General features: G+C 70.5%; 23 protein-coding genes. 11 read left to right on the top strand and 12 right to left on the bottom strand.

Annotated elements, in window-relative coordinates; translation table 11 throughout:
- From AP234_RS17900 to AP234_RS17930, 7 genes are all read right to left on the bottom strand, one after another.
- A partial coding sequence (locus AP234_RS17900) for an amidase (RefSeq protein ID WP_160330461.1) occupies positions 1 to 753 on the bottom strand: 753 nt, incomplete at its 3' end.
- Positions 750 to 1,787 carry a branched-chain amino acid ABC transporter permease gene (locus AP234_RS17905; RefSeq protein ID WP_235558227.1) on the bottom strand — a complete coding sequence of 346 codons (1,038 nt, stop codon included), beginning with the start codon at positions 1,785 to 1,787 and terminating at the stop codon, positions 750 to 752. The genes AP234_RS17905 and AP234_RS17900, both read right to left, overlap by 4 nt.
- Complete coding sequence (locus AP234_RS17910) at positions 1,784 to 2,650, bottom strand: branched-chain amino acid ABC transporter permease (RefSeq protein ID WP_055480823.1); 867 nt, start codon at positions 2,648 to 2,650, stop codon at positions 1,784 to 1,786. The genes AP234_RS17905 and AP234_RS17910 overlap by 4 nt, the downstream gene beginning before the upstream one ends.
- A gap of 1 nt (position 2,651) precedes the next feature.
- Complete coding sequence (locus tag AP234_RS17915) at positions 2,652 to 3,392, bottom strand: ABC transporter ATP-binding protein (protein WP_055480824.1); 741 nt, start codon at positions 3,390 to 3,392, stop codon at positions 2,652 to 2,654.
- A complete protein-coding gene (locus AP234_RS17920) occupies positions 3,389 to 4,153 on the bottom strand; it encodes an ATP-binding cassette domain-containing protein (RefSeq protein WP_055480825.1) in 765 nt (254 codons plus the stop codon). Before AP234_RS17920 ends, AP234_RS17915 begins: the two co-directional genes overlap by 4 nt.
- Positions 4,153 to 5,460, bottom strand: coding sequence for an ABC transporter substrate-binding protein (locus AP234_RS17925; protein WP_055480826.1), 1,308 nt, complete (start codon positions 5,458 to 5,460; stop codon positions 4,153 to 4,155). The genes AP234_RS17920 and AP234_RS17925 overlap by 1 nt, the downstream gene beginning before the upstream one ends.
- 576 nt (positions 5,461 to 6,036) lie before the next feature.
- Positions 6,037 to 6,870: an IclR family transcriptional regulator gene (locus AP234_RS17930; RefSeq protein WP_235558228.1), complete on the bottom strand. Its 834-nt coding sequence runs from the start codon at positions 6,868 to 6,870 to the stop codon at positions 6,037 to 6,039.
- A gap of 142 nt (positions 6,871 to 7,012) precedes the next feature.
- On the opposite strand from AP234_RS17930, the gene AP234_RS17935 reads away from it, so the two are divergent.
- Positions 7,013 to 8,524, top strand: coding sequence for an aldehyde dehydrogenase family protein (locus AP234_RS17935; protein WP_083502205.1), 1,512 nt, complete (start codon positions 7,013 to 7,015; stop codon positions 8,522 to 8,524).
- A 176-nt stretch (positions 8,525 to 8,700) separates the two neighbouring features.
- Positions 8,701 to 9,054, top strand: coding sequence for a hypothetical protein (locus AP234_RS17940; protein ID WP_055480827.1), 354 nt, complete (start codon positions 8,701 to 8,703; stop codon positions 9,052 to 9,054).
- 39 nt (positions 9,055 to 9,093) lie between these two features.
- Here the strand turns inward: AP234_RS17940 and AP234_RS17945 are convergent, their stop codons facing one another.
- Positions 9,094 to 10,161, bottom strand: a complete 1,068-nt coding sequence (locus tag AP234_RS17945) for an ABC transporter substrate-binding protein (protein ID WP_055480828.1) — start codon at positions 10,159 to 10,161, stop codon at positions 9,094 to 9,096.
- Between the two features lie 128 nt (positions 10,162 to 10,289).
- Between AP234_RS17945 and AP234_RS17950 the strand changes: the two genes are divergently transcribed.
- Genes AP234_RS17950 through AP234_RS17965 form a run of 4 tightly spaced genes read left to right on the top strand, consistent with a single transcriptional unit; the run spans position 10,290 to position 14,105 of the window.
- Positions 10,290 to 11,372, top strand: coding sequence for a FecCD family ABC transporter permease (locus tag AP234_RS17950; protein ID WP_055480829.1), 1,083 nt, complete (start codon positions 10,290 to 10,292; stop codon positions 11,370 to 11,372).
- Positions 11,369 to 12,397: an iron chelate uptake ABC transporter family permease subunit gene (locus tag AP234_RS17955; RefSeq protein WP_055480830.1), complete on the top strand. Its 1,029-nt coding sequence runs from the start codon at positions 11,369 to 11,371 to the stop codon at positions 12,395 to 12,397. Before AP234_RS17950 ends, AP234_RS17955 begins: the two co-directional genes overlap by 4 nt.
- Positions 12,398 to 12,426: 29 nt before the next feature.
- The gene (locus AP234_RS17960) at positions 12,427 to 13,275 is read left to right on the top strand and encodes an ABC transporter ATP-binding protein (RefSeq protein ID WP_200926579.1); all 849 of its coding nucleotides are present in this window, start codon (positions 12,427 to 12,429) and stop codon (positions 13,273 to 13,275) included.
- Positions 13,276 to 13,334: 59 nt separating this feature from the next.
- Entirely contained in the window at positions 13,335 to 14,105 is a 771-nt protein-coding gene (locus AP234_RS17965) for a hypothetical protein (RefSeq protein ID WP_055480832.1), read from the top strand.
- Positions 14,106 to 14,140: 35 nt separating this feature from the next.
- Here AP234_RS17965 and AP234_RS17970 read toward each other — a convergent pair whose 3' ends face one another.
- Positions 14,141 to 16,708: a penicillin acylase family protein gene (locus AP234_RS17970; RefSeq protein WP_235558229.1), complete on the bottom strand. Its 2,568-nt coding sequence runs from the start codon at positions 16,706 to 16,708 to the stop codon at positions 14,141 to 14,143.
- A gap of 189 nt (positions 16,709 to 16,897) precedes the next feature.
- Between AP234_RS17970 and AP234_RS17975 the strand changes: the two genes are divergently transcribed.
- Positions 16,898 to 17,245: a hypothetical protein gene (locus AP234_RS17975; RefSeq protein ID WP_152990477.1), complete on the top strand. Its 348-nt coding sequence runs from the start codon at positions 16,898 to 16,900 to the stop codon at positions 17,243 to 17,245.
- Between the two features lie 68 nt (positions 17,246 to 17,313).
- On the opposite strand, the gene AP234_RS17980 is transcribed toward AP234_RS17975, so the two are convergent.
- From AP234_RS17980 to AP234_RS17990, 3 genes are all read right to left on the bottom strand, one after another.
- A complete protein-coding gene (locus tag AP234_RS17980) occupies positions 17,314 to 17,841 on the bottom strand; it encodes a DUF4276 family protein (protein WP_063842978.1) in 528 nt (175 codons plus the stop codon).
- Complete coding sequence (locus AP234_RS17985) at positions 17,838 to 19,028, bottom strand: AAA family ATPase (protein WP_055480835.1); 1,191 nt, start codon at positions 19,026 to 19,028, stop codon at positions 17,838 to 17,840. The genes AP234_RS17980 and AP234_RS17985 overlap by 4 nt, the downstream gene beginning before the upstream one ends.
- 354 nt (positions 19,029 to 19,382) lie before the next feature.
- Entirely contained in the window at positions 19,383 to 22,028 is a 2,646-nt protein-coding gene (locus AP234_RS17990; RefSeq protein ID WP_055480836.1) for an SCO7613 C-terminal domain-containing membrane protein, read from the bottom strand.
- A gap of 195 nt (positions 22,029 to 22,223) precedes the next feature.
- Here AP234_RS17990 and AP234_RS17995 point away from each other — a divergent pair, with 195 nt between their 5' ends.
- The 4 genes from AP234_RS17995 (at position 22,224) to AP234_RS18010 (ending at position 24,469) form a co-directional block, all read left to right on the top strand.
- Positions 22,224 to 23,243 (top strand): serine/threonine-protein kinase, encoded by a 1,020-nt coding sequence (locus tag AP234_RS17995; RefSeq protein WP_083502206.1) that lies wholly within the window; start codon positions 22,224 to 22,226, stop codon positions 23,241 to 23,243.
- A complete protein-coding gene (locus tag AP234_RS18000) occupies positions 23,240 to 23,449 on the top strand; it encodes a hypothetical protein (RefSeq protein WP_055480838.1) in 210 nt (69 codons plus the stop codon). The genes AP234_RS17995 and AP234_RS18000 overlap by 4 nt, the downstream gene beginning before the upstream one ends.
- Positions 23,446 to 23,805: a hypothetical protein gene (locus AP234_RS18005; RefSeq protein WP_152990478.1), complete on the top strand. Its 360-nt coding sequence runs from the start codon at positions 23,446 to 23,448 to the stop codon at positions 23,803 to 23,805. Before AP234_RS18000 ends, AP234_RS18005 begins: the two co-directional genes overlap by 4 nt.
- A 76-nt stretch (positions 23,806 to 23,881) precedes the next feature.
- Positions 23,882 to 24,469 carry a histidine phosphatase family protein gene (locus AP234_RS18010; protein WP_055480840.1) on the top strand — a complete coding sequence of 196 codons (588 nt, stop codon included), beginning with the start codon at positions 23,882 to 23,884 and terminating at the stop codon, positions 24,467 to 24,469.
- Positions 24,470 to 24,517: the final 48 nt, after the last annotated feature.

Here is a 24,517-nt window from a genome sequence, read left to right on the forward strand (position 1 = left end):
CGCGTCGTACCAGCCGCCGAGCCAGCCGACCCGCGGCGACCGGGGTGGTACGGCACCGGGCACGGATGCGACGAGTCCGGACATCAGCAGCGCCGCGTCGTCCACCGTGCGGGCCAGCACGCCGAGGTGGTCGAGCGACGGGGCCAGCGGCAGCACGCCGTCGAGCGGGATCAGGCCGCGGGTCGGCTTGAACCCGACGCAGCCGCTGAGCGCGGCCGGAATGCGGACGCTACCGGCGGTGTCGGAGCCGAACGCGCCCAGGCAGCTCCCGGCGGCGACGGAGGCCGCCGAGCCGCCGGAGGAGCCCCCGGGGATATGCCCGTGGCGATAGGGGTTGTGGGTGGGCCCGAAGAACGCGCTGTCCGTGCGGCCGCCCCACGCGAGCTCGTGCGTGGCGTGCTTGCCGAGGATCACGGCCCCCGCTTCCCGCAACCGGCTCACCGCGCCGGCGTCCCGTACGGGAACGTGGTCGGTGAACCTGGGCGACCCGTAGGTCGTACGGACCCCCGCCGTGTCGATCAGATCCTTGATCCCGATCGGGATGCCGTGGAGCGGGCCGCGCCGTACGTCACCGGCGAGCGCGGCGGCCCGCTCCCTGGCCGCGTCGGCGGTCACCGTGGCGTAGGCGTTCAGCCGCGGCTCGGTGGCCTCGATCCTGGCCAGCATCGGCTCGACCAGCTCCACCGGTGACAGCTCGCCGCTCGCGATGGCGGCAGCGGCGGCCGTGGCCGTCTCGACTGGTGTGGTGCTCACGCGCCTCGCCCCCGTACGAAATAGCCGACGGGGAAGAGGCTCAGCCCGGTCCGGTCCCGCACCAGGCCCCACAGCCCGCCGGGCAGCCAGAGCGCGGTCGCGATGCCGATGGCGCCGAGGAGCACGAGATACCACGACCCGTAGTCGGCGAGCAGCTGCTGCAGCCCGAAGAAGATCAGCGCACCGAGCAGCGGGCCCTCGATGTGGCCGATGCCGCCGATCACCACGATGAAGATCATGTAAGCGGACCACTGCACGCTGAAGATGGCGTCGGGGTTGACGCTGAGCGAGCTCACGGTGATGACCCCGCCGGCCGCGCCGCATCCGGCCGCGGACACGAGATAGACCACGAGCTTGGCCCACCGCACGTCGATCCCGGCCGAACTCGCGGCGGTCTCCTCGTCGCGCACCGCCATGAGCGACAGACCGAGCCGGCCGCGCAGCAGCAGGTAGCACGCGACGATCGTGGCCAGCGCCAGCGCGAGAGCCACCCAGTAGGTCAGCGCGCCGCGCATGGTCTGGTCGAGGCCGGACAGCCCGGCCAGACCCTTGCCGCTGCCGCCGCCGACGGCGTCGATCCGTACGACCAGGAGCCGGTAGACCTCGGCGATCACCCAGGTCCCGACCGCGAAGTAGTCGCCGCGCAGCCGGAACGCGAGCCACGAGGTGGGCACCGCGAAGATCACGCAGGTGACGGCCGCGAGCGGGACCGCCAGGTACGGCTGCACGCCCTGGTCGGCCAGGGCGATCACGCTGTAGGCGCCGATGCCGATGTAGGCCTGCTGGCCCACCGAGACCAGGCCGCCGAAGCCGGCCAGCACGTTCCACATGCTCGCCAGCGCGATCAGCACGAACAGGTTGACCAGCGTGTCGGTGACGTTGCTGAACACCATGAACGGCAGCGCGGCGAGGAGCGCGACGACCGCGAGCATGGCGGCGGCCGACGGCTTCGACGACCGGGCCGCGCGGCTCACGTCCAGCGCGGCGGCCGCACGGGAGGTCAGCATCCCGGAGAGTGTCATGCGGTCCGTCATGCGGTCCGTCCTGCGATCAGGCCCTGCGGCCGGAAGGCCAGCACGGCGAGGAAGACGAGGTGGCCCGCGAGCAGGGTCAGCGCGGGGTCGATCTGCGAGCCCAGCGACTGGGTCACGCCGAGGACGATGCCGCCGATCAGCGTCCCCCACAGCGAGCCCAGCCCGCCGATGACGACCGCCTCGAAGGCGAAGATCAGCCGCGAGGGGCCGGTCGCGGGGTCGAACGACGAGCGCATCGCGAACATCAGGCCGGCGAGCGCCACGGTCGCGAACGCGATGGCGGTCGCGATGCCGTACACGTGCCGGCTGTCGGCGCCGACCAGGTTGGCGGTCTCGCGGTCGTCCGAGGACGCGCGCAGCATCCGGCCGAGGCCGGTGCGGGACAGGAACAGCTGGATGCCGACCAGTACGGCACAGGCCAGCACGAACGTCGCGAGCGACAGATAGCCGATCGAGATCGAGCCGTTGAGCTCGAACGATCCGGTGGCGAACGAGCCCCCGTCGAGGGTGCGGGTGTCCGCCGAGAAGACCTCGAGCAGCACGTTCTGCAGCACGATCGACAGCCCGAAGGTGACCAGCAGGGTGGCCAGCGGCCCGGAGGACAGGCTGCGCTGCAGCAGCACCCGCTGAGTCAGGTAGCCGAGCACGGCGAACAGCGGCACGGTCACCACCAGCACCACCCACAGCGGCAGCCCGGTCCCGCTGACCAGGGCGAGCGCCAGGAACGACGCCACCACGGCGAGGTCGCCGTGCGCCAGGTTGACGATTCTCATGACGCCGAACATCAGCGACAACCCGGTCGCGAACAGCGCGTACAGGCCGCCGAGCAGCAGTCCTTGGATGACGGCGTTGAGCCAGCCCATGTCAGTCGTGTCCCTCTCGGGCGCTCCCGGCGGGGAGTGCCTCTCCGATGCCGAAGTACGCGTGCTCGACCTGCTCGGCGGTCAGGTCCCGCGGCCGCCCTTCGAGTACGGACCGTCCCTCCAGCAGGCAGTGCACGCGGTCGGCCACCCGCATGGCCTGGGAGACGTCCTGCTCGACGATCAACGCGGTGGTGCCGGCGCCGACGATGCCGGGGAGGATCTCGTAGATGCGGCGCACGATCACCGGGGCGAGGCCCAGGGACAGCTCGTCGATGAGCAGCAGATCGGGGTTGGCCAGCAGCGCCCGGCCGATCGCCACCGACTGCTGCTCACCGCCCGACAGCTGCGAGGCGTTCTGCCTGCGCCGTTCCGGCATCCACGGGAACAGCTCGTAGACGCGGGCGACGGTCCAGGGGCCGGGGCGTCCGCGGTAGGCGCCGGTCAGCAGGTTCTCCTCGACCGTGAGGGAACGGAACAGCCGCCGTCCCTCCGGCACGAGGGCGATGCCCTCCGACACCCGCCGGTGCGCGGGTAGCCGGGTGATGTCGCGGTCGTTGAGTTGGATGGATCCCGACGTCGGGGCGTTCAGCCCGGCCAGGGCGCGCAGCAGCGTGGACTTGCCGGCGCCGTTGGCACCGATGATCGCGAGCACCTCGCCCTTGCGCAGCTCCAGGCTGAGGCCGTCCACCGCGCACAGCTGGCCGTGGTGCACGGTGAGGTCGCGGATCGACAGCAGCGTCACGTGCCCTCCTCGTCGGTCAGGCCGGTCTCCGGGCCGCCGCCCAGATAGAGCTCGCGCACCTTCTGGTCGGCGAGCACGCGCATCGGCTCGTCGTCCGCGATCACGTCGCCGCCGGCCAGGCAGACCATCCGGCCGACGGTCTTGACCAGCGCGTGCACGACGTGCTCGATCCAGACGATGCCGAGGCCCTCGGCGTGCAGCCGCTTCACGACCTCGACGAGCTCGAGCACCTCCGGCTCGGTCAGGCCGCCGGCCACCTCGTCAAGGAGCAGCAGCCGGGGGCCGGTGCCGAGCGCCCGGGCCATCTCGAGACGCTTGCGCTGGAGCAGCGCGAGCCGCCCCGCGGGGATGTTGGCCAGGTCGGCCAGGCCCGTACGCTCGAGCGTCTCCATCGCGTGCGTCCAGGCCTGCCTGCCCTTGAGCGCGGCGCCCTGGTGCGCGCAGACCAGCACGTTCTCGAACACGGTCAGGTGCTCGAAGGGCCGGGGCACCTGATAGGTGCGGCCGATCCCGGCGCGGGTGCGGGCGTGCGGCGGGACGTCGGTGACCTTCCGCCCCCCGAACCACACCGCGCCGCCGTCGGGGCGCAGGTCACCGGAGATCATCGCGAACAGGCTGGACTTGCCGGCTCCGTTCGGGCCCACGATGCCGAGTGCCTCACCGGGCCGGACCGTCAGCGTCAGGTCCTTGGCGACCGTCACCCTGCCGAACCTCTTGGTGATCTCGTCGAGGTGCAGCAGGGCATCCTGATGCCGCTCCATCAGCCGTTGGTGGGCCGCAGGTCGCCGCCGATCGGCACGGCCTTGTTCGGCGTGTTGTCCACGATCACGACGTCCCAGGGGAACTTCTCCCCCTTGCGCCACTGGCCGCCGACCGGGTGCTGGATCGCGATGCCCGGCTCGGGGCCGGCCGTGAAGTCCAGGTCGCCGCTCATGCAGCTGATCTTCATGCCGCGCAGCTTGGCCGCGACCTCGTCCCGGTCCTTGGGGTCGCCCGCCTCCTTGAACGCCTGGATCGCGATCTCGAACAGCGAGTAGACCGAGCCCAGGGCCTGGGTCCACTGCTTGCCGGTCTCGGCGGCGAAGTCGTCGGCGAGCTGCTGGGCGCTCTTGCCGTCCAGGATCGACTTGTACGGATGTGCCGGGCTCCACCAGAAGTCGGTGGCGATGTTGTCGGTGAGCGTGCCGAGCGCCTCGGCCTCCGACGGGAACAGCATGACCTTCGCGACCGTGGCCAGCTTGGGCCGGAACCCCTGCTGCTGGGCCTGCTTCCAGAAGGTCTGGAAGTCCGGGGGGATCGGGGTGCAGGTGAACAGCTCGGCGTCCGACTCCTTGAACTTCGCGATCTGCGCGCTGAAGTCGGTCGTGCCGTTCTGGTAGGCGCCGCCGTCGATCGGGGTGTAGCCGGCCTCCTTCATCATCGGGCCGAGGCCCTCGCGGAACGCGTTGGCGTCGGTGTCGTTGGGCCACAGCGCCGCCACGTTCTTGTTGGAGACGTCCATGCGCTCCCACATCGGGAAGAAGCAGTCGGCGAACTCCCGCATGCCGAAGAAGAACAGCGTCGTGTACTTGAAGCCCTCACCCGACTTGCCGTTCCGGCCGTGGAACCACGCCTCCCAGGGGGCGATCGTGGTGACGTTCGGGATGCCGTTGGCCTCGCACTGGTCGGCGACCGGGTTGGTGGTGTCGGGCGTGGAGGAGCCGACGATCAGATCCACCTTGTCGCTGTTGATGAGCTGCCGGGTGACCTCGGTGGCGCGGTTCGAGTTCGACTGCGTGTCCTTGACGATGATCTCGATGGTGCGCTTCTTGCCGCCTGCGGTGAAACCGCTGCGCACGGCCTCCTGGATCTGCTTGACCACGAAGTTGTCCGCGGTGGCGAAGCCGGCCAGCGGGCCCGTCTGCGGGCTGACGTACCCGATTTTGAGCACGTCCGACGACGAGCCGCCCGTGCCCTTCAGCCCGCCGCAGGCGCTCAGCAGGGAGCCGCCGCCGAGGGCGGCGGCGCCGAGACCGACCGCACTGAGGAAGGAACGGCGGCCCATCCCGCCGATGGAAGCGTCGCTCACGCCAAGGCTCCTTGCGTAAACGGTGTCCGCGCGCGGAGACGCATGGAACACCGGGGGTTGCTCTATGAGGGATCAGGCGAATCGCCCGAGATCGCTCGACCGGCCGGCGGCCGGGAACGACCTGGACCTTCGGCTATCGGGGAAGTTGCCCTGACCGTACGAGCACCCCAGAGCAGGGGCAACAGCCCGTTCCAAGGGTTCGAACGCGAATTGCCTCTTCAGAACACCCCTGGAGCCACCCCGGAAAACACCCCTGGAACCACCCTTGAGAGCACCCTCGTGAGGGCCCCCTTGCGGGCATCCTTGGCCGTGATCTTGTAGTTGCTCGCAGACCTGCTCCGCCACCTGCGGAAATCCACTTCATGATCTTGCAGTTTCTCGCACCTATGGGCGTCTACCTGCGAAAACAGCATTCGTGATCTTGCGGTCCGCCCTCGGCCACCGCTGCAAGATCCCGAAAGGAGCATTGCCTGGACAGTCCCCTTGGCTGCTGGTTTCTGCAAGATCACGAAGGGAAGAAGGCCAGGTGGGGCGCGTTGTATGCGAGAAACTGCAAGATCACGGTGGGGGGTGGCGTCAGGGGGTGGGGCGGTAGCCGAGTCGGCGGGAGATCTCGGCGGCGGTACGCCGCAGGGCCGGCTCGACGCGTCCCGCCAGAGAGTCGACGGAGGACGGTGCGATGGTCAGGTGGACGGCGATGTTCACCGCGGCGACGACCTCGCCGGTACGGTCCCTGACCGGCGCGGCGAACGACCGCAGCCCCGGGGCGAGCTCCTCGTCGTTGACCGCGACGCCGTTCTGGCGCACCTTGGCGAGGGTCGCCATCAGCTGCTCCCGGTTGGTGATCGTCTTGGGTCCTCTGCGCGCCATGTCGACGCGGTCGAGGATCTGCCGCAGCGTCGTCTGGTCCTTGTACGCCAGCAGGACCTTGCCCATCGACGTGCAGTAGGCGGGCAGCCGGGAGCCCGCGTGCAGATTGAGGTCCATGGCCAGGGACGTACGGCGGTTGCTGCGCCGGCGGTCCACGTAGACGACGTCCGGCCCGTCGCACAGGCCCATGCTGACGGTGTATCCGGTCTCGTCGGCGAGCGCCTGCAACAGCGGCGCGGCGATCCGGGTGAGCTCCATCGAGTCGATCGCCGCGAAGCCGAGGTCCACCACCTTGGGCCCGAGGTGGTACTTCTTGGTCTCCGGGTCCTGCTGGACGTACTCCAGCTTGGCCAGCGTGGCGACGTACCGGTGGGTGGTGCTCTTGTTGAGGCCGACGGCTCGCGAGATGTCGGCGATCCCGAGGGTGGAGCGGTCGCCGGTGAACGCGGACAGGATGCGCAGGCCGCGCTCCAGCGACACGGAGAAGGATGCGGAGGGCTCGGTACGGCCGCGGGGGCGTGGGGATTTCTCGGCGGTCACAAGCGTCAGAATACGGACAGAGCGTTTTACCCACTCGAACGATGCCTTGACCATCGGGCCGATCACGTGAACGCTTCTCGGTCAGTCGGCAGGGGCTGATGTGAGCTGGTGCGAGTGGACGCGAGCGAGGAGATCGAGACGGATGGCGCCGGGGGAACGCATCGGGCACTCCATTGGAGACTTCATCGGGCGCTCCGATGGAGGCTTCATCGGGCACTTCATCGGAGGCGAGTGGGTGCCCGCCGAGTCGGCCAGGTCGTACCGGAAACGCTCCCCCTGGTCCGGTGAGGTCGTCGCCGACGTGGCGGCCGGCGACGGCGAGGACGCGCGGCGGGCGATCGCCGTCGCCCATGAGGCATTCGAGAGCTGGGCCGGGGCGCAGCCCTGGCGGCGGCAGCAGATCTTCCTGCGCGCGGCCGACGTCCTCGAACGCCGCCGCGACGAGGTGCTCGACTCCCTCGCCGTCGAGACCGGGTGCGGCCGCGTCTTCGGCGAGGTCCAGGTCGACTTCGCGCTCAAGCTCCTCCGGCAGGCCGCCCAGCTGGGCTATCGCCCGATCGGGGAGCTGCTGCCGTCGGACGTGGCGGGCGGCAGGGCGGCGGCGATCCGGCGGCCGGTGGGCGTGGTCGGTGCGATAGCGCCGTGGAACGCCTCGCTCACGCTGGCCGGCCGGGCGGTCATCGGGCCGCTCGCCCTCGGTAACACGGTCGTACTGAAGCCCTCGGAGGAGTCTCCGTACACGGGGGGCGCGCTCTGGGCGGAGATCCTCCAGGAGGCCGGTCTGCCGCCGGGCGCGTTCAACGTCGTCACCCATGCCCCGGGTGAGGCCGGAGCGGTGGGCGACGCGCTGCTCGTGAGCCGCCTCGTCAAGCGGATCAACTTCACCGGGTCGACGCCGACGGGCAGGCGGCTGGCCGAGAAGGCCGGGACGTACCTGAAGCGCGTCGTGCTCCAGCTCAGCGGCCAGAACCCGCTGATCGTCACGGACGACGCCGATGTCGGGTACGCCGTGGACGCGGCGGCGTACGGCGCCTTCGTCCACCAGGGCCAGGTGTGCATGTGCGCGCGGCGCATCTATGTCGAACGGCCACTGGCCGAGGAGTTCACCACCCGATTCGCGGCGAAGGTGGCGACGCTGCCGACCGGCGATCCCTCGGATCCGGCGACCGTGGTGGGCCCGGTGATCAACGAATGGGCCCTCGCCCTCCTGGATCGCCGGGTCAACGAGGCGGTCGAGCTCGGCGCCCGCGTCCTGGCCGGTGGCGTCCCGGCGCCGCCCTGCTATCCGGCCACCGTTCTCGTCGACGTCCCGGACGAGGCCGAGATCGCGCAGGGTGAGACCTTCGGGCCGGTCGTGATCGTGGAGGCCGTCGACTCGGCCGAGGAGGCGGTCGCCCGGGCCAACGAGTCGGACCTCGGCCTGGCCGCATCGATCATCACCGACGACGTCCGCCGTGGCCTGCGGCTCGCGTCGAGGCTTGAGGCCGGCATCGTCCACGTGAACGACCAGCCCGTCAACGACGAGCCGCAGATGCCGTTCGGCGGGGTCAAGGACAGCGGCTGGGGGCGGTTCGGCCTCGGTTTCGCCGCCGAGGAGTTCTGCGAGCTCCAATGGGTCACCGTACGCGACCAGGACCGCGAGTTCCCCTTCTGATCGGGGCGGAAGGACCCCGGCGGCCAGGGGCGGAGGTCCTGGCCCCCTGGCTTCGTCGCCGCGGCTCGCTCTCGACTCCGTGGCCGATGCCTCGCTCACCTGTATGCTGCCCCATGCCGGGAAGGATGCTGCTTGGCCGCATATGAAGCTCCTTGCCGGTTATGAGGAGGGGCTTCATGGCACGTTCGGTGGTCGCCGGTTGGGCGGGCGCGATTCTCGCTGTTCTCCTGCTGGCCGGGTGCTCCTCCGATCAGTTGGGCGACCGCGGTGGCAAGGAAGGCGCACCGCCGGACAAGGTCGGCGACGTCGACCACATCGAGGTCTTCCGCAACGCGGACAGTTTCCCCAACATCGCCCGAATCTGCGTCGAGGGTCTGGCCTTCGTCAGCACGTCGAGTGGGAAGCGCGGTGAGAGCGGCGTCGCCAATCCGGCGCTGCTGCGCGTCCCCGAATGGGACGCCAAGTGCCGGGGCTACGCGAAACCCGGCACGGTCCCCGAGACGACCTCAGCACCGTCGCCGCTCGGCTGACGCGCCCGAGGCCCCAGGCCCGAGCGTTCTCCGGATGGGTCAGCCGACCTTCTTGGCGTTCTGGATGGCCTTGGCGAGGTTCTCCAGCATGGGGGCGGCGCCGGCGTACGAAAGGCGGGGCACCCCGCCGTCCCACGGCTCCACCTGGCCCGCCTTGACGGCGGGGAGCCGCGTCCAGGCGGGCTTGGCCGCGAGGGCGTCGGGCTGGAGGGCGCTGCTGCGGTTGTCGAGCATGATCACGTCGGCCTGGTACTTGTCGGAGTTCTCCCAGCTCAGGCTCTCGTAGTAGCCGCCGGTGTCGAGCTTGTCCGGCTGCACGAAGTCGACCCCGAGCTCGGCCAGGTAGATCAGGTCGGTGAGGGTCTTCGGGTTCGACACGTACAGCAGGTCGGGGCTGCCGGAAGCGGCCATGACCTTGATGCCGGGCTTGGCGGCCACGGCCTGGCGCACCGACTCGGAGGCCGCCTCGAACCGGGCCTTGGCCTCGGCCACCTTGGGTGCGTTGAGGTCGGCGCCGAGGGAGGCGGCCAGCTCGGCGTACCGCTCGATCGGCTCGGTGATCGGCACCCGGGCGACGTTGATCGCGATGCTGGGGGCCAGCTTCAGGATCTTGTCCTTGCTCTCGTCCGGGACGTACCACAGCGCGCCGGGGTCGTACATGTGGGTGACGAGGAGGTCGGGCCGCAGGGTGGCGTACTTCTCGATGTTGAACTCGCCCCACACGTTGCCGACGATCGTCACCTTGTCGACGTTCAGGTCGCCCGCCATGGGGTCGAGGGTGCCGTCGTCCCGCACGGTCTCGCCGAAGACCCCGACGATCTTGTCATCGAGACCGAAGTCGATGAGGGCCGCCGCCGTGCCGGTGAAGGCGACGACGCGTGACGGGGCGGTGTCGGCGGTGACGGTCTCCCCGCGGTCGTCCTTGAACGACCACGGCCCGGCGGCGCTCTCCTGTGTCGCCGGGGCGGACGACTCGGACGCCGTGCCCGAGCCGCTCGCCCCACATCCGGCGAGCAGGACACCGGCCGCGGCGGCGGCGCCCAGGGCCAGCAGGCGACGGCGGGATGGCCTGGCGGGGGCCGCCGAGTATGACGGAAGTTGCGACATGGGGCGGATCCGCCCTTCTTTCGTGACGAGGTTTTTGGTTAGGCTTACCTAATGGTGAACATATTTTTAGGGTAACCTAACCTAAATTGTCCAGCCAGCGCGGCGCCCCGCCCCTCCCGGAGACTCCCATGGTCGTCACACAGTCCTCCGAGGTGTCACGATCCTTCGTGTCGGCGCAGCCGTCCTCGGAGGAGGCCGTACCTGCCGAGGGGACGCCGGGGACACGGCACGCGCCGCGTGCGGCCGGTCTGCTGGGCGCGGTGCTCGTGCTCCTCGCCGTACTCGTGCTCAGCATCGGATTCGGAGCCAGGCAGCTGTCCGTCGGCGAGGTCTGGCAGGGGCTCTTCGACGAGGGCTCGGCCGCCTCGACCGTGGTGCTGGACATGCGACTGCCGCGCACGCTGCTCGGGCTGCTCGCCGGGATGGCGCTGGGCGTGGCGGGCTGCGTGATGCAGGCCCTGACCCGCAACCCGCTCGCCGATCCGGGCCTGCTGGGCATCAATGCGGGCGCCTCGGCCGCCGTGGCCACGGCCACCGCTGTCCTCGGGATGGCGGCGTTCGAAAGCTACGTGTGGTTCGCCATGGGCGGCGCCGCCGCCGTCTCGGTGCTGGTCTACGTCGTGGGCGGCGGGCGCGGCGCGACCCCGGCCCGGCTGACCCTGGCCGGCGCCGCGCTCAACGCCGCGTTCTACTCCTACGTCAGCGCGATGATGCTGCTCGACGGCGATTCGCTGGAGAAGATGCGCTTTTGGACCGTGGGCTCGCTGGCGAGCGCGCAGACCGCGACGTGGGCCGGGATGCTGCCGTTCGTGGCGGCGGGCCTGCTGGTCGCGCTGGCGCTGGCCCGGCCGCTCAACGCCCTCGCGCTCGGCGACGACTCCGCACGCGCGCTCGGCGCCCGGCCCGCCCAGGTGCGGGCCCTCGCGCTCCTCGCCGTGACGCTGCTGTGCGGGGCCGCCACCGCGGCCTGCGGCCCGATCGTCTTCGTGGGTCTGATGGTGCCCCATCTCGTCCGCTCACTGACCGGCCCCGACCTGCGCTGGATGCTCCCCTACTGCGCGGTGCTCGCACCCGTGCTCCTGCTCGGCGCCGACGTGCTCGGCCGGCTGCTCGGCAGTCCCGGCGAGCTGCAGGTGGGGATCGTGACGGCGGTGCTGGGCGGCCCGTTCTTCCTCTACTTCGTGCGCCGGGTCCGGATGGTGCGGGTATGAGCGTCATACGCCTTCCCGGCGATCGTTCCGTACGGGTGCACCCGCGGGCGCTGGCCGTCGTGACGGGCTGCGTGCTGCTGGCGCTCGCCGTCGGCGTGCTGACGGTCGGCGACGGGGACTATCCGATGAGCCCGGCCGAGGTGCTGCGTACCATCGCCGGCGCGGGCACCCCGGCCCAGGACTTCATCGTCAACGAGCTCAGGCTGCCCCGGGTGGTCACCGCGCTGCTCGTCGGCTCGGCCCTGGCCCTGGCGGGCGCGCTGTTCCAGTCGCTCGTACGCAACCCGCTGGGCAGCCCCGACATCCTGGGCTTCACCCAGGGCGCGGCGACCGGTGCCCTCGTCGTGGTCGTCGCGGGCGGCGGCAGCCTGGCGCTGTCCGCCGGCGCGGTGCTCGGCGGTGTCCTCACCGGCGTCGTGATCTACGCCCTGGCCTGGCGGGGCGGCCTCCACGGTCAGCGGCTCGTGCTGATCGGCATCGGCGCGGCGGCCATCCTCACCGGCGTGAACGGCTATCTGCTGACCAGGGCCCAGCACATGGAGGCGGCGCGTGCCGTGCTGTGGCTCACCGGCAGCCTCGACGGCCGGGGCTGGGACGACGCACTCCCGCTGCTGGCCGCGATGGCCGTGCTCGTCCCGGTGGTGCTCCTCGGCTGCGGACGGGCCCTGCACGTGATCGAGATGGGCGACGACCTGGCGGGCGGCCTCGGCATCCGGGTCGCACGCGTCCGCCTGGTCATGCTGGCCGCGGCCGTGCTGCTCGCCGCGCTCGCGGCGGCCGCCGCCGGACCGGTGGCGTTCGTGGCGCTGGTCGCGCCCCAGGTCGCCAAGCGGATGACCGGCGCGCCCGGGCCGAACCTGGTCGCCTCGATGTGCACGGGCGCCGGCCTGCTGGTGACGGCCGACTGGGCCGCGCAGCGGCTGTTCGGCGACCACCTGCTCCCGGTCGGCGTGCTGACCGGCGTGCTCGGCGGCGGTTATCTCGTCTGGCTGCTCGCCGTGGAACGCAGGGCGGGACGGATATGAAGGAATCGGGTAGCCGGAAGGTTGAGGGAATGGGACACGAAGGAGCACCGTCACGGCTGGGCGGCAGCGGGCTGACCCTCGCCTACGACAGGCGGGTCATCGCCGAAGACCTGACCGTGGCCATCCCGGACCGGTCCTTCACCGTGATCGTCGGACCCAACGCCTGCGGCAAGTCCACGCTGCTGCGTGCGCTGTCGCGGACGCTCAAGCCGGCGGCCGGATCCGTGCTGCTCGACGGGCGGGACATCGCGGCGCTGCCAGCCAAGAAGATCGCCCGCGTTCTGGGCCTGCTGCCCCAGACCTCCATCGCGCCCGACGGCATCACGGTCGCCGACCTGGTCGGCCGCGGACGCTATCCACACCAGTCGCTGCTGCGCCAGTGGTCGAGGGAGGACGAACGCGTCGTGCGGGAGTCGATGGCGGCGACCGGGGTGGCCGATCTCGCCGCCCGCCCGGTCGACGAGCTGTCGGGCGGCCAGCGTCAACGCGTGTGGATCGCGATGGCCCTCGCGCAGGAGACGCCGCTGCTCCTGCTCGACGAGCCGACGACCTATCTCGACATCGCGCACCAGATCGAGATCCTCGACCTGTGCGCGCGGCTGCACGAGGAGGAGGGACGGACGCTGGTGGCCGTGCTCCACGACCTGAACCACGCCGCCCGCTACGCCACCCACCTGATCGCGATGCGCGACGGCCGGGTGGTGGCCTCCGGGACGCCGAAGGAGATCGTGACCGCCGACCTGATGCACGAGGTCTTCCGGCTTCCCTGCCGGGTGATCGACGACCCGGAGACCGGCACCCCGCTCGTCGTCCCCGCCGCCCGGCGGAGCGCCGGACGGGTGGCGGAGGGCGTCGTGGCGGAAGGCGCGATGGCGTGAGCGTCGCCGTACGCCGAGGGCTTCCGGGAGATTCCGCACCATCCCGACAGGAGAGACCAGTGCCGCTGCTCGACACCCTTTCCAAGCACCTGGAGAACCTCGCCGCCGCGCAGGGCGGCGTGCTGGGAGTGCCGCCGGAGCTGGTCGCGGACGACTCCCCGGACTGGGTCCGCGCCACCGACCTGCTGCGGAAGCCGTACGACGGGCTGCTCGCGCTCGTGGAGGAAACGGCGGGCCGGTGGGGCGCGGCGCCCCACGTGGGGGCGGCGCTGCTGTGGAAGACGTACGGCTACTGGCACACGCTTCCGATGGTGCTCGGCTGGGCGCTCGAACGCCGGGTGCCGCTGATGCGCCTCGACGACACGCTGGTCAAATCGTCACCGGCGGGGGTGACCGTCGCCGCCACCGAGGTGACCGTCGCCGTCCTTCCCGACGATCCGCTGGCCGGCGCCCCCGGCACACTCGTCGTGCCCGACCTGGCGGCGGCCATCCGCGGGTCGCTCATGGACGGCCAGCTCCCGGTGATCAAGGCGTTGAACGACCTGACCAAGGTGGGCGAGCGCACGCTGTGGGGCTCCACAGCGGAGGCGATCGTCTACCCGATCACCCGCCTCGGCGCGGACGGTACGGACGGCGGGGCGGCCGACGCCCACGGCGAGGCGGCGCGGCTGCTGGACGCGATCGGGGCGCCCGTGGCCGGGCTGGTCGTGCCCGAGGGCGATTCCTTCCGCCGCCGCACCTGCTGTCTGTGGATCACCGTCGAGTCCGCCGACCCCTGCTCAACCTGCTGCATCCGATCCCCGGACCGTCTCGCCAAGGCGTCTCGCTGAGGCGTCTTGCCCAGGCGTCTTGCTGAGGCGTCTCGCTAAGGTGTGAGCGTGAGCGTGTCCGCGGCGTCGGCGCGGGCCGCCCGCTCCGAGGAGCGCATCGGGGTGCTCTTCCCGTCGGCCCACAGCTCGGCCTGGTCGTCGTAGTTGGCGTGGAAGGCGTGGCCTGATGCGCCGGTGAGGTTGATCCAGCGCGAACGGTCGAAGTCGGCCAGGTCGACGACCATGCGCATCGACGGCACCCAGCTCACCTCGTAGCCGTCCGGGGCGTCCCAGCCGGTCGCGTCCACGGTGTCCTTGCCGCCCTGGGTACGCAGCGGGCCCCGGTTGAACAGCCACTCGATCGGGGCGATGCCGGAGGTGCCGAACGTCTCGTGGGTGAGCTCCAGCGTGTGCAGATCACCCCACCGCCAGCCGGACGGGTCGTCGCCGAGCAGCTCGGTGAGCTCGGCCTTCGCGTCCGACAGGGCGGCGGTGAGCATGTCGTCCCTGGTCTCGGTCCTGTCCTTGGTGCGTACGTCGTCCCACCACGGGTCGTCCGGCCGCTCCAGCAGGGCGCGGATCACCTCATACCAGCGGTCGCCGCCACCGGGCCGGGCAGCGCCGGTCAGCTCGTCCTCGAACGTCCGCCGCAGCAGGTGCCGCCACACCGCGTTGAAGTAGGCCGCCCCGGCCGACTCGCGGTCCTGGCCGAAGTCCCAGCCGCGCAGCGGATCGCCCGCCCCGACGCGCAGCAGGTGCGGCACGAGCAGGGGGGCGAGACCGTTGTGGGTGTCGCGCTGGATGTCCTGCATGCTCTCGACCGAGACCTTGCCCCCGGCGAGTGCCTGCTCCAGCCGCTCGACGATGCGCTGGGAGCGATAGCCGTACGACCAGTCGTCGGTCAGGAACGGACCGCCGTCCTCCTGGCGGATCACCGCGTTGTTCGCGGTGACGATATAGCCCTCCCGCGGATTGTAGACACTCGGCAGCTTCTCGAACGGGATGAAGCCGCGCCACTCGTGCTCACCGGTCCAGCCCGGCGCGGGCCAGCGGCCGTCGCCCTTGGCGCGGATCGGGATCCGGCCCGGGGCCTGATATCCGATGTTGCCGTCCACGTCCGCGTAGATCAGGTTCTGCGCCGGGACCTCGAAGGTCGCCGCGGCCGCGCGGAACTGCTCGAAGTTCTCGGCCTTGTTCAGCAGGAGGATCGCGTCGGCGGTGCGGCCCGGGTCCAGCGCGGTCCACCGCAGCGCGACCTCCAGCCGCTGCGACGCGTCCGGCGACGGCTCGCCCAGCTTGGCCGCGGCGCCCGGTACGGCCGCCTCAGCGTCGCCGAGCACCCCGGAGATGATCGGGCCGTGCCCGGTGGTACGCATGGTGAGGTCCACCGTCTCGCCACCGGCGACCTTGATCTGCTCGACGCGGGTCTCCATGGGCTGCCATTCGCCCTTGAACCGGTAGGTGTCGCCCTTGGTCCGCTCGAGGTAGAGGTCGGTGACGTCCGGGCCGAGGTTGGTGAAGCCCCAGGCGATGCGGTGGTTGTGGCCGATCACCACGCCGGGCAGGCCGGCGAAGGTGTAGCCGGTCAGGTCGAAGGGACAGGCCGGGCCGCGCTGCCGGCAGTGCAGCCCCGCCTGATACCAGATCGAGGGCATACGCGGGCCGAGATGCGGGTCGTTGGCGAGCAGCGGCTTGCCGGTCGTGGTGTGCGCCCCGCTCACCACCCACGAGTTGGATCCGATGCCGGCGAGGTCGCCACCGGTGCCCAGCAGGGCGGGTACGGCGCGCAGCGCCTCGGCCGTCCGTGCGAGAGCCCGCGTTTCCCGTTGCTCGAGCCCGGTCCGCCGTACGACCCGCGTCATGTCGTCCGCTGCCTTCTCGGTGTCGCCGTCACCCGTGACGATCGGCCGGTGCCGGTCGAACGGGTAGCCGGGGAACAACTGCTCGGCCCGGTCGACCGGGACGGAGGCGGCGGTCAGCGCCCGGTCCAGCTCTTCGCCCATGTTGGAGCGCAGGTCCCAGGCCATCGCCTTGAGCCAGGCCAGCGAGTCGGCCGGGGTCCACGGCTCGGGGGTGTAGTCGCCGTTGGTCAGCTTGAGCACGGCGTACTCGAGGCTCCGGTCCGCCGCGTCCGTGTGCTGGTCGAGCCAGGCGTTCACGCCCGCCGCGTAGTCCTCCAGGACCTGACGGGTCTCGGGCGTGAGCAGCGCGATCTCCTGCTCGGCGACCCGACGCCAGCCGAGCGTGCGTACGACCTTGTCGATTTCGAGGGTGCTCGTGCCGAAGACCTCTGACAGGCGGCCGGCGGTGGTCTTGCGGCGGAAGTCCATCTCCCAGAATCGGTCCTGAGCGTGGACGTACCCCTGTGCCTTGAACAGGTCGGCCGAGCTGTCCGCGTAGATCTGCGGGATGCCGTACGCGTCCCGATGGACGGTCACCGGCGAGGTCAGGCCCGGCAGTTCGATCTCACCGTCGAGCTGGGGGAACGACTGCCGCACCGTCCAGATCACCACGCCGGTCCCGGCGAGCGCCGCCACGAGGACCAGGACCAGGATCGTGGTCAGGAAGCGGGCGAGCCAGCGAAGCGGACGCGGCAGACGAGCGAAGGGAGCGATCCTGACCACGGGCGACCTTTCATGACATGTAGCCACAGCACATGCGGCCATGGCCCAGCCTGGTGGGCGGCCGTGTAAAGCGGGTTACTTCCCGGTAGCGTTTCGGCCTCGCCCGTCCGTCGCCGGCCGGTGTGCCGGGACGACCGAGGCGGCTGCGACGGTCGGGGCGCCGCGAAGCGGACGGTTATGCTCGCGCCCGTGACTTTCAAGCCGTCGACATCCCCCGGTCCACGAGCCTCCGAAGGCCGGCGTACGCTACTGGGCCTGGTGTGGGCGTCCCTCGCCTTCCTGACGTTCGGCCTGGCCGTACCGTTCCTGCTGGCGCACGCCGCGTACCGGCTGCGCAGCCGGGCGCAGGCGATCGCGGTGGCCGTCTACTGCGCGGTTTGGGCGGGTGTGCTCGGCTTCCGCGCCACCCTCGCCGGAGTGCCGACCGGTGACTGGCGCTGGTCCGTCGCCGCCGCCGTCTGGCTGTTCGGACTCTGGGTCGGCGGCACGTTCCATGTTCTACTGCTCCGCGATCGGATGTTCCGTGACGGCCGGTGATTCGCTCACCGGATCAGGCGTTCCACGTCTCGCCAGAACTTGTCGAAGGAGGCCGCGTGCTTCCGGGCCTATGCCATGTCGAAGACGGCCGCGAGCGGTGCCTGGTCGATGGTCTCCTTGTACGGACTGCCATCGATCTTATGGTGTGTGAGCCATCCCTTGGCATCTCGGATTCCTTCGGGGTTCGACGGGGGTGGTAACGGGTCGGCGAGCCCCCGATGCCCGGCCAACGACGCGGCGGCGGCCAGGAACCATCCCTCGAACTCCCGGTTCGCCAGCACGACCGACATCGCTTTGTCGCTCCGTACGGCCTGGGCCCGCTTGAGCAGAGCGGGCCCATAGTCGGCGGGGCAGTCATCGTCCGCGTCGAACAGCACCAGGATTCCCCCGAGGCCGGTCACTTGACGGGACGCCTGAAGGACTGCGTTCTCCACTCCGCCCGCCGCGATCAGTTTGCCGCGGGGTATGCGGTGGGGTTCCGGAATCCGAGCATCCCATATTCCGCACTCCTGCATGATCCGGCGCAGCAGAACCGGCAGCGCGGTCACCTCGCCGTAGCCTTCGACGATCGAGGCGATTGTGATCCGTCCGCTCATCCGTCGCCCTCCGGCCGGAGTTGGCGACCCCGCATCAACTCGCCCACCGTGGCCAGCTTGTCCTTGACGAGACCGCGACTGATCCCGTCGATGCCCCCGATTTCTGTGACACCGCCGTCGATCGTCACCACGCGAACCCAGTCCGGATCGATGTCCTCGCGTTCAAGTAGATCGGCGCTCTGGGTCGTGACGATGACCTGGCAGCGCTCGCTCGCCTCCGTCAGCGCGTCGAACAGCGCCCCGGACGCGGCCGGATGAAGCGCTGTCTCCGGCTCTTCGATTGCGAGTAGCGTCGCCCTGCCCTCCAGAACAATGGGTTGAAACAGCGCCGCGAGCACTCCCGCCGCATGCAGCGTCCCCTCGGAGATCGACTCAGGGCCGAAGGCCCGCTCGCTTTCGCGAGTCCGCAGCTCCACTGTCGAGTAGGGGCCCGCGAGCCGCTGGTCCACGCCGGCGACCCCCGGAACGATCGCCGACATGTAGTCGTCCAGACGAGCCTTGAAGACGGGAAAACCCTGCTTCAGCGCTCCGAGTACTTCTCCCAGGCCTTCCCCCGAATAGCCGAGCTGCCTGCTTACCCGTTCAGGCTCGACTCGCCGCATGAGATCGGTGTCCAGGTGGTAGAAAAGCATGGCCCTCAGTGCCTGGTAGACCTCACTGAACTCACCCTGTGTGGCTGCCAGTGGGAGGTAGAGACGATCAGGCTCGATCTGGCCGCGTGTATTGCGGCGAGTTCGATTTGTTTCCCCGCTTTGCAGGACCCGGCCGGATTCCGCCTCGAATGCGGTCCACGAAGTCTCGTCCGCGCCGTTTCGCAGAAGGCATCGCTCGTGCCGTACGATCAGAGACCCACGGCTGGTGAGATCCCGGCCGATGGTGAAGCCGTACAGGACCGGGATCAGCTGTCCATGTACGTCGAGCGAGAGTTCGAGCTCGATGCTGAACTCATCCAATGCTTCGGGAACGCGTCGGATGACCGCATCCAGACCACCCCGCCTGGCCACGGCGTCGGCCGGTGTTGATTCCAGAACGTCGGTGACGAACAGCAGCGCATCGATGAAGTTGCTCTTCCCCGCACCGTTCGGGCCCACCAGGATGAGCAAGGGCGTGAAAACGACTTCGCAGGAAGCGATGCTTTTGTAGTTTGTCACTCGAACCCGGTTGAGGACCGGTGCCGGCTGCTTCATCGCACCCCCCTTGCCATTGCGACATCGACCTGGACAGCGGCTGCGGCTGTCATCACAGTCTGATACCGATCGGGAGATCGATCCATTCGACCGCTCCCAGCACAGCCGCCCCGGGGCGTTTCGGTCGCCTCCCAGATCCCAACCTTCTGTTTGCTGTTACCGATCTTCGCAGCGGCCCTGCTCGCCTTCCACATGAACGGAGTCAAACACATCGATCGTCGGGCTCGTCGCGGGCCGTCCGTACGACATCCTCACAGAGGGCGGCCGGTGATGCGGGAGGTTGGGAACCGCGGCCCATCTGACGGACCAACACAGGAGGCGCGGTCGCAGCATCTATGGTGATCCATCCCTCGACTACCGAAGGGATCGAAGACCGTCGCGTATCCGGCGGACGTCCCTCAGCCGGGCCTCGTAGGTCGCACCGATCAGGAGCAGCGCCAGGCCGCCGACGGCCACCGGGACCCAGCGCGGGACGAGCGTCATGAGCTGGGCGATCCAGGGCGCGAGCTCGTGGACGGCGACGGCGGCCAGCGTGAATCCGCCCAGTATGGCGGGTGCCTGAAGCCGGAATCTCGCTCCGGCCAGCAGGACCGTCATCGAGGCCAGGCCGAGCGCCAGCGGCCGGATCCAGCCCTCCGGCTGGATGTAGAGCGCCAGCAGACTCGGGAGCAGGGAGAAGGACAGGCCCGGACCGTACGCCAGCCACGACGACGACCGTCGTGCCCGCCACCAGCCGATCGCCAGCAGCACCAGGGAGAACGGCACGGTGTAGGCCTCCACCGCTCCCACCCCGTCCGCGAGGAGCCGGGTCCAGTGGGCCAGCAGCAGGAAGGCGGTCCCGGCGTATCCCGCCATCCGCCGGTCGGGGCGCAGTGCCGTACCGAACCCGAGGACACCCGCGACGGCGCACGCGAGGCTGAACATCCGCAGATCGGCGGCCAGGAGCAGCCCGATCGTCCCCAGCACGTATCCCGCGGTTTCCACCGCGGTTCCCGGGCCGGCGGCCCTGAGCCGCGCCGCGACGATCCCGGCCGCGCAGGCCACGGCGAGGAGGACGAAGGTGATGAACCGCGGTTGGAGGCCGGCGGCGATCCACAGCGCGACCGCCTCGCCGCCGACCAGCAGCGTCGCGGCCGCTGCGGCGCCGACGCGTACGGCACGCGCGCGAGCGGCGACGACCGTCACGGCGGCCGCGACGGCGAGAACGGGCAGCGTGATCAGCGTTGCCGGCTCGGCGGCGAGTGCCCATGTGCAGACCTCCAGCGCGGCCGCGAGCGCGGGCAGGCCGGCCAGAGGGATCCGCGCCGAGAGCAGCACGAGCGCGATCGCCTGCGCGAGCTGTACGGCGATCACCGCCGGATAGGGCAGATCGAGCGCGACGGGACAGACGGCCACGGTCACCGCGCAGAACGCCATGGTGACCATGGTGAGCACCTGGCGCGGACCGTACGGCGATTCGGCCCGGTCCGTCTTGCGAGATCTTCGGAGCAGCGGTGCGGCCGCCACGGAGGCGAGCGCGAGCACGGTGAGTACGACCAGGTCGGGGGGCCCGGCGACGGACCACAGGGCGCTCGATGTCGCATCGACGCCACCCCAGACCCCGACCCGGTGCAACGGTCCGGCGAGGGCGTCGGCCACCGGCGGCAGCACCGGCGTTGACAGCAGTGCCGTCATGATCGCGGCGGTGATCGCGGTGGCCGTCACGGGTGCCTGGACGGTCGCGGAAGCCGTACGCAGGGCGAGAACCGCGAGCATGGTCACGAGCAGCGCGGCGACGGGGCCGGGGACGACCGCCCAACGCCCCTCCAGGAGCAGGCGGCCGGGGAGCGCGAGCGCCATGATCAAGGTGATCGCCGATGACGCCGCGAGCAGGACCGACCATGATCTCCTTGTGGGCCCGCTCCCGGGCCCGCTCCCGGGTCCGCTCCCGGGCTCGTTCATGGGCCCGCTCCCGGGCCGGTTCATGGGTCCGCTCGCGCGGACGGCGAGGACCAGTCCTGCCACCGCGGCGACGAACAGCGCGGCGGACAGCCGCCAGGCGACGCGTGGTTCGTACGTTCCCAGGGATGCCACGATTCCGATCGCCACCCCGAGCGACCAGGTGGCGCCGAAGCAGACGGCGAGCGCCATCCGCTGCTTCACCAGCCACAGCGCGGCATCGGCGCAGGCGGTGGCGAGCAGCGCCGCGACGAGCCAGACCGTGCCCTGGCCGAGCGCCGGCACGGTGAGCGGGAACTGCGCGAGCACGACCGCTGCGGGAACCGGCCACCTGAGCCGGGCGAGCCGCCCATAGGCCGCGAACACCCCGGCGACGACCGCGACCAGCCCGGCCGTGTAGTGCTGGGGATGGATCCGGTCGAGATCGGCCAGCCCCAGGTGCCAGGCGGCGTACCCGTCGAGGAGCAGCAGCGCCAGGCCGAGCATGGCGAGGGTCTCCGCTGTGGCGCCCAGACCCCGGCTTCGCAGCCAGAGCGGGGCCGCGAGGACCAGGCCGGTGAAGCCGAGCAGGATCGCAGCGCGGCCGCCGATGCCGAGGTGTCCCCAGTTCACGGCCGTGAACACGACCGCCGCCACGGCCAGCAGGATCCCGCCGAGTGCCAGCAAGAGGTTCTGTACGGCTCTCGCGGACAGATCCCGTGGCCGTTCCGTGCCGGGCATCGGCGGCGGGAGAACGCCCGGGGCGTCTCCCACCTGTTCTGTCCCGACTTCGGTCCCGCCTGTCGTCCCGCCTGTCGTCCCGGCCGTCGTCCCGGCCGTCGCCCCGCCTGTCGTCCCGGCGCCGGCCCCGGCACGGGCCGCTCGCAGCATCGTGAGAAGCTCGCCGCGCCTCGCCATCAGCTGTGCCTCACGCCGTCTGAGCGCGGCGCGCTCCGCATCGACCCGCCACAGTTCGGCGGCGACGGGACCGGTCAGCGGCAGCGCGCAGCTCGGGCAGGCGGCGTGCGGGGCGGTGAGCGGTGCGCCGCAGTCGGGACACCCGGGGTGTCCATAAGGGGACATGGCAGTACCTTCCCGCAAACCGGTCGTCGGCGCATGCGCCTCGGTTGCTCGTCCACCCATGAAGGGCGCCGCCGAAAACCCGCTGCCGCGGGTGCGATCGTGGCCTCCTCGGCGACGGCTCTTCGCGCAGCGGCGGACCGATAGATCAATTACTCTCGAATCTTTCGCCGGCTGCCACTGACATTCGGAGGAACGATGCGGTCGGATCCGGGTCGGCCCCTCGGCATGGGAGACCCCGAGCGGATAGGCGGGCATGCGGTGCGCAGCGTGCTCGGCGAGGGCGGGCAGGGCGTCGTCTACTTCGCCGAAACCCCGGACGGGGCCAGCGTCGCGATCAAGGTCCTGCACGGGCACATCGCCAGAGATCCCGCTGTCCAGCGTCGTTTTCTCCGTGAAGCGGAGATCGCGCGCGAGGTCGCCACCTTCTGTACGGCTCGGGTCCTGGAGGTGGGCGTCGAGGGAGACCGCCCCTATCTGGTGAGCGAATACATTCCCGGCATCTCGCTGCAGGAGTTCCTCCGTACCACGGGGCCCTCCACGGGGAGCAGCCTGGAAAGGCTGGCCGTCACCACGCTGACCGCTCTGGCCGCCATCCACCGGGCGGGGATCGTGCACCGTGACTTCAAACCGGCCAACGTCATCCTCGGGCCGGAAGGCCCGGTAGTGATCGACTTCGGCATAGCCCGGGTGCTTGAACAGACGACCATTCATTCCGGGGTGCTGGGAACGCCCGCCTTCATGGCGCCCGAGCAGTTCAGCTCGGGCATGGCCGATCCGGCCTGCGACATCTTCAGCTGGGCGGTGACCATGGCGTACGCCGCGAGCGGACGCCTCCCTTTCGCGGGGGACACGCCGCCGGTCGTGATGCACGCGATTCTCACCCGAGAACCGGATCTGTCCGGCGTGCCCGAATCCTTGGCCGCCACCCTGGCCGCCTGCCTCGGCAAGGACCCCGCCCGGCGGCCGAGGGCCGACGAGCTCCTGCGCCATTTCACCGGCCTGGAGGTGCTGCCACCACCGGCGAAGCAGGCCCAGCGGGCGAAGCAGCCCGAGCGGACCGGGCGGACCGAGCCGGCGACCAGGCTGACCAGGCCGGGCGGACCGGGCGGGCCGAGCCGGTCGAGAGGGTTGAGCGGGCCGAGCGGGTTGAGCGGACCAGGCCGGTCAGGCGGACCAAGGCGGCGCCTTTCATCCTGGCGGCGGGTGCACAGGTGATCGTCGGAGTGGCCACCTTGATCGTGGCGCACTCCGACTACAACCGGCCACCGGTCCACCCCTGGTCGCCGATCCTCTGGATCCCGACCATGCTGTGGGTCGCTCTGGGGGCGGCGCTGCTCGCCGTACGCCTCGCGGCGCGACGGAAGAGGGCCGCCGTGGCCGGACCCGTTTCCGACCGAGCGGAAGGTGAAGAGCGTCAGTGAACGTAATACCGTTGCTCGGGTTTCTGCTCACCCCGATCACATGGGTGATCATCGCGTTTCCCCGGGTCAGGAGGGTCCTGGCACGCCACCGCGTGCTCGTGGCGGTCACGATGCTGCCGATCCAGCCGGGGGCGGCCGTCGCACTGATTCACTCCGCGTCGTTTTCGCTGCGCGAGCTCGACGTCTACTGGGAGGACATTCTCTTCGTCGTGGCCGCCTACCTGAACGGTTTGGTCGCCTTCCTCGTGGTCGTCCACCTCCAGGAGAACGTGGCTCGGATGAGGGCACGGTCCGCGCCGTCCCCGGGTCGGCCGGATGACGAGCCCGCGATCCGCCGTACGAACTCGTCCATCTGAGGTGGACATGACCCCTTCTGGCGTTTCCGGATGATGTTAGCATCTGGATTCTTGCAACATTCGGAGGGGGATGGGGATGGCGACGCGGCATCTGTACGTGGTGAGGCACGGCGCCGCGGACCCGTTCGGCGAGCTGACGGACATCGGGCGGCGGCAGTCGAAGCTCCTGGCGGATCGGCTCGCGCGTCTGCCGGTCGACGCGGTGTGGCACTCGCCCCTGCCCCGCGCGGTGCGCGCCGCCGAGATCATCGGTGCGCGCCTGCCCGGTGTTCCGGTACGGGAATCACCCGAGGCGGTGGACCATGTGCCGCATGTTCCCGATGATCCGCCACCGGCCTGGAGGGGGTTCTTCGATGGATACGACCCGGCGGAAGCGGCGGCGGGTGCCCGCCTTGCCGAGGCGCTGATCGAGCGGTTCGCGCACCCGGCCGAGACCGAGACCCATGAGGTGCTGGTCACGCACGCCTACCAGGTGGCCTGGCTGGTGCGACATGCGCTCGACGCGCCCCCGGCGCGGTGGCTGGGGTTGAGCTGCGGGAACGCGGCGCTCACCGCGATCGACTATTACGACGGTTCGAAACCGGCGCTGCTGCTGTACAACGACATGGGTCATCTGCCTGCCGACCTGCGCTGGACCGGATTCGGGCCGGGCGTTCGGCCCTGAAGGCGTTCGGCCCGTGTTCGGCCCACGTTCGCCCTGGCAGGAAGGCGG

Origin of the sequence: Sphaerimonospora mesophila, from assembly GCF_001417795.1 — a bacterium.
GTDB classification, from domain to species: Bacteria; Actinomycetota; Actinomycetes; order Streptosporangiales; family Streptosporangiaceae; genus Sphaerimonospora; species Sphaerimonospora mesophila.

What these genes read in the sequence shown, in the direction of transcription:
- AP234_RS17960 (WP_200926579.1), top strand. Translation starts at nt 12,427, where the DNA reads ATGGGACACGAAGGAGCACCGTCACGGCTGGGCGGCAGCGGGCTGACC.
- AP234_RS17955 (WP_055480830.1), top strand. Translation starts at nt 11,369, where the DNA reads ATGAGCGTCATACGCCTTCCCGGCGATCGTTCCGTACGGGTGCACCCG.
- AP234_RS17945 (WP_055480828.1), bottom strand. Translation starts at nt 10,161, where the DNA reads ATGTCGCAACTTCCGTCATACTCGGCGGCCCCCGCCAGGCCATCCCGC.
- AP234_RS17905 (WP_235558227.1), bottom strand. Translation starts at nt 1,787, where the DNA reads ATGACGGACCGCATGACACTCTCCGGGATGCTGACCTCCCGTGCGGCC.
- AP234_RS17920 (WP_055480825.1), bottom strand. Translation starts at nt 4,153, where the DNA reads ATGGAGCGGCATCAGGATGCCCTGCTGCACCTCGACGAGATCACCAAG.
- AP234_RS18010 (WP_055480840.1), top strand. Translation starts at nt 23,882, where the DNA reads ATGGCGACGCGGCATCTGTACGTGGTGAGGCACGGCGCCGCGGACCCG.
- AP234_RS17935 (WP_083502205.1), top strand. Translation starts at nt 7,013, where the DNA reads ATGGCGCCGGGGGAACGCATCGGGCACTCCATTGGAGACTTCATCGGG.
- AP234_RS17995 (WP_083502206.1), top strand. Translation starts at nt 22,224, where the DNA reads ATGCGGTCGGATCCGGGTCGGCCCCTCGGCATGGGAGACCCCGAGCGG.
- AP234_RS17940 (WP_055480827.1), top strand. Translation starts at nt 8,701, where the DNA reads ATGGCACGTTCGGTGGTCGCCGGTTGGGCGGGCGCGATTCTCGCTGTT.
- AP234_RS17910 (WP_055480823.1), bottom strand. Translation starts at nt 2,650, where the DNA reads ATGGGCTGGCTCAACGCCGTCATCCAAGGACTGCTGCTCGGCGGCCTG.
- AP234_RS17990 (WP_055480836.1), bottom strand. Translation starts at nt 22,028, where the DNA reads ATGTCCCCTTATGGACACCCCGGGTGTCCCGACTGCGGCGCACCGCTC.
- AP234_RS17980 (WP_063842978.1), bottom strand. Translation starts at nt 17,841, where the DNA reads ATGAGCGGACGGATCACAATCGCCTCGATCGTCGAAGGCTACGGCGAG.
- AP234_RS17950 (WP_055480829.1), top strand. Translation starts at nt 10,290, where the DNA reads ATGGTCGTCACACAGTCCTCCGAGGTGTCACGATCCTTCGTGTCGGCG.
- AP234_RS17985 (WP_055480835.1), bottom strand. Translation starts at nt 19,028, where the DNA reads ATGAAGCAGCCGGCACCGGTCCTCAACCGGGTTCGAGTGACAAACTAC.